Source organism: Butyrivibrio proteoclasticus, assembly GCF_900115735.1.
In the GTDB taxonomy this organism is placed as follows: Bacteria; Bacillota; Clostridia; order Lachnospirales; family Lachnospiraceae; genus Butyrivibrio; species Butyrivibrio proteoclasticus_B.
On sequence record NZ_FOXO01000063.1, the window covers coordinates 1 to 3,765 of the forward strand.

The 3,765-nt window shown below is 37.6% G+C and carries 4 protein-coding genes and 1 pseudogene; all 5 read left to right on the forward strand.

Annotation, left to right across the window (positions count from 1 at the left end; genetic code table 11):
• Positions 1 to 240 precede the first annotated feature (240 nt).
• The 5 genes and pseudogenes from BM146_RS18805 to BM146_RS19800 all read left to right on the forward strand — a co-directional run bounded on the left by BM146_RS18805 (position 241) and on the right by BM146_RS19800 (position 3,418).
• A complete protein-coding gene (locus BM146_RS18805) occupies positions 241 to 444 on the forward strand; it encodes a hypothetical protein (RefSeq protein ID WP_074892210.1) in 204 nt (67 codons plus the stop codon).
• 73 nt (positions 445 to 517) lie between these two features.
• Positions 518 to 907, forward strand: a pseudogene (locus BM146_RS18810) (xanthine phosphoribosyltransferase); the annotation flags it as partial.
• 231 nt (positions 908 to 1,138) lie between these two features.
• Positions 1,139 to 2,416, forward strand: coding sequence for an MFS transporter (locus tag BM146_RS18815; protein WP_074892212.1), 1,278 nt, complete (start codon positions 1,139 to 1,141; stop codon positions 2,414 to 2,416).
• 87 nt (positions 2,417 to 2,503) lie between these two features.
• Positions 2,504 to 3,169 carry a C39 family peptidase gene (locus BM146_RS18820; protein WP_074892215.1) on the forward strand — a complete coding sequence of 222 codons (666 nt, stop codon included), beginning with the start codon at positions 2,504 to 2,506 and terminating at the stop codon, positions 3,167 to 3,169.
• 81 nt (positions 3,170 to 3,250) lie between these two features.
• Entirely contained in the window at positions 3,251 to 3,418 is a 168-nt protein-coding gene (locus BM146_RS19800; RefSeq protein ID WP_177201756.1) for a hypothetical protein, read from the forward strand.
• Positions 3,419 to 3,765 lie beyond the last annotated feature (347 nt).

The following is a 3,765-nucleotide window of genomic DNA, read 5'->3' on the forward strand; positions in this document are numbered from 1 at the left end:
TATTGAATGCGCAGGTCATCTTGGCCTAACATCAATTGAGTATAAAGAGAATGTAGAGCCCAGGAAACAAGAAATAATTGATTTCTGTAAGACGACTTAGTTCAATCGGAAGATAAAAAGGAATGGTATGAATAACAAAAAGGCACTGACGCTCTATTTGGTCGGAGTATTAGGACAAATTATCGTCGTATGCATAATTGCCTTTGTACTAAGACGATATGGACTGGAGGTGGGTTATTTATGTACGTCGGCGCAATAAGCGGTGTAATAGGATTTTTTTTCTATGAACAGTCTGTTGCGTCAGGAGAGTTAAATGGTTTCCTTGCTATTTTTATTCCTCTTATCTGTGCACTGACAGGTTCTCTTTTGATGGGATTGTTATATTCATTTCTGACCGTCAGCTTAAGGGCAATGTTATTTTTACGATATGGAAACCTGATGTAGGCATTTTTTCATCAATACTTTTCGGAGGGCTCTACATTTTATACTTGTATCTTCCTTCGGGAACACACACAGTATTGCCTGCGTGGCAGCAAGATATTTTAATGTTCCTGTGGTATTTGCAAAAAAAACGCAGAGTGTCAATCTTGATGGCGAAATGTACACTGCTGAAGTAGAATCTTTTACCCATAAAAATAAGAATCAAGTGATCGTATCAAAGAAGTTCCTTGATGAGAATGATAAGGTTCTTATTATTGATGATTTCCTGGCAAACGGCTGTGCTTTGCAAGGACTTATATCCATAATAAATAATGCCAACGCTACTGTGGCAGGTATTGGTATAGCTATAGAAAAGGGCTTCCAGCCTGGTGGACAGATAATCAGAAACTTAGGCTACAAGCTCGAATCTCTTGCAATAGTTGATGGAATGGATCATGTAACAGGTAAGATCATCTTCCGAGATTGATATTTTCATATAAAATAATATACACTAATATAGTAAGAGTCTGTGTAAAAAGACTCCAGATAAGTGCAAGGTGTCTTTTTTATATTGCAAAGCGTATAGTTACTATAAAACATATAAAAATAAGGAAAAATGTTTTTGAATGATAGAAGCAAAGAAGAGAGGAAGGGCATGATCAATTGCATTGCATATGCTCCATGCAGATAAAATTATTTGTATGGAGGATAAATAACAATGAAAAACAGAATAAAGGAATTAAGAGATTTTTACATAATCTGGCTCACACAGAGTTTGTCACAGCTAGGTAGTGCAATAACGGGATTCGCGCTGACGCTGTGGATGTATGAAAAGACAGGATCTGCGCTGAGTACAGCAGCGCTAAGAATCTGCACATATGCACCATATGTAATTATGAGCATTTTTGCCGGAGCAATAACAGACAAATTTGATAAAAAGAAAACCATGCTCATATGCGACTTTTTAGCGGCGCTTACGACTGTTGCTGTATTTGTATTATACAAAACTGATACTCTGTCAATGTGGCATTTATACGCCATCAATGCCTTTTCAGGTCTCATGAACACTGTTCAGCAGCCTGCGTCAGAAGTGACATATTCGCTTATTGTTCCAAAAGAGCATTATCAGAAGACCAGTGGTTTTCAGCAATTGTCACGTTCGCTCATTTCAATCGGTAACCCGCTCATAGCTGCAGCGGTTTATGGATTGGCTGGCCTTGAAACGGTTATTGCTGTAGATCTTCTGACTTTTGCCATTGCATTTGTGGCATTATTGTTCTATATAAAATTGCCTGAGATTCAAGATGGAGCAGGCAAGGATGAAAATGTTATCAAACTGGCAAAGGAAGGGCTAAGATTCCTAAAAGATACTCCACTGATACTTACTGTAATACTGTTCATGGCGGGGGTTAACCTGACAGCTTCAGCTTTTGATGCTGTGCTTCCGGCTCTTGTTATACCTCAAAAAGGTAACAATGTGTATGGAATTGTAACAGCATGCTCGGGGCTGGCTATGGTAGCAGGAAGCTTTCTTCCAATGATCCTGCCCAAACCCAAGGATAGAGTAAAGGTTATATATCTCACGATGCTTTTTGCGCTAGGAATAGAGAATTTTTTACTGGCCTTTGCCAGAAACCCGGTATTATGGTGTGTTGCTCAGATAATAGGATGGGTGTTCGTACCACTTATGGCAGCCAACCAGAATGTTATAATGCGCAATGTCATTCCAATAGAGCTTCAGGGAAGAGTATATGCTTGCAGGAATACTCTGCAGTTCTTTACCATTCCCATTGGTCTTTCCCTTGGAGGACTCTTTGTAGACAAGATCTGCGAACCCTTTATGGTACTTAAAAGTGATGATCCCTTCTGGACTTTTCTTTTCGGAAGTGGAAAGGGAGCAGGCGCAGCGATGATGATGTTTATTCTTGGCGTGACAGGAACGACCATCTGTATAATATCTGGCCAGATTATGAAGAGATATAAATATTCTGAATGATACAAGTGGCTAACAGCACACAATTTAGGTTGTGTGCTGTTTTCTTTCTTCATATAGTATAGAAAAAAAGTTGGGGAAAATATGTATATGAAAAAAGTAGTTCAATGTTTAGCGGCAATACTGATAGTTGTAGTAGTTTTTTTGGCAGGAGCATTTATAAGGTTGGGGATAAGGACAAACAATATTCTTGAAGATTATTCTTCTATATATGTAAATACAAAGTACAACAGGCCTGTTTATATTGAAGGCATTGATGTTATAACTCAAAAGATATCGTGCGGATACGCATGTATAGAGATGTTTTCCAAATGGGATGGAGGAGATATAACCGAAGAGACTCTTTTTAATGAATATGGGAAGGTCGTGACTTCGAACGGACCTAAATTTGCAGAAGAGATGAATAAAAGATTTCCAGGGTATACAACTACTATCCACAGATATCTGACTAATACTGAATTGATCGAAGCTGCGTATGAGACTTTGTCCGAGGGGATACCGGTACCATTTGAGTGGGCAGCTAAATACGGAGATGATTGGACTCTTCACTATTCGCTTCTTATTGGCATGGACATTCAGAATGATAATATAACAGTTGCTAATCCCTATGGATATATAGAAGAAATATCTGTTGAAGAGTTTTTGGAGCGTACCAGCTTTGAAGCTTATGATAATATGCCGTTCTATTTTAAGATGGCCTTTGCTATTGATCTGTTTGATAAGAATACCATTTTCACTGTTCGGAAAAATAATTGAAATTTTTTTGCCGCCTGTTCCTTATCATCGTATTAATAATTGTAAGTATGATGAAAATATATTTAGAGAGGAGAACAGAAAATGACAGCTATGGAAATGGGAATGAAAATTTTGAAAACAAAAATGATGATAAACGAGGGGAAATTGGATGCACTTTCAAGTATGAATCATTCACTTTTCTTCTTTGAAAAGGCACATTGCAATACCTGTGAGCCGGAAAATATAAAAAATTCTGTTTTTAAAGCATAAATTTTTCAGTAGTAAAGCTGGTTGAAAATTTAAGTGGCAAAAACATAGCCGGAAACCAGTTATTTACTAGCTGGTTTCTGTTTTTGTACTAGGCTGATTTTAACAATATATATTCCATATATTCTTTAAAGTGAAACGTAAAAATGACAAAGCCTAAAAAAGGCCAAAAAAATTTAAAAAAGGTGTTGACACTTAAGTACCCGGGTGATATATTTGTATTCGTTGCTGATGCAGCTGCGAAACACAAGGCACTGCAAATGCAGCAGTGGAGCGGATTTCAAGCTCCTGCACCTTGACAAATAAACAGTAATGCAACCCTGAAAAATTCCAAAAAGCAATGAGCATTG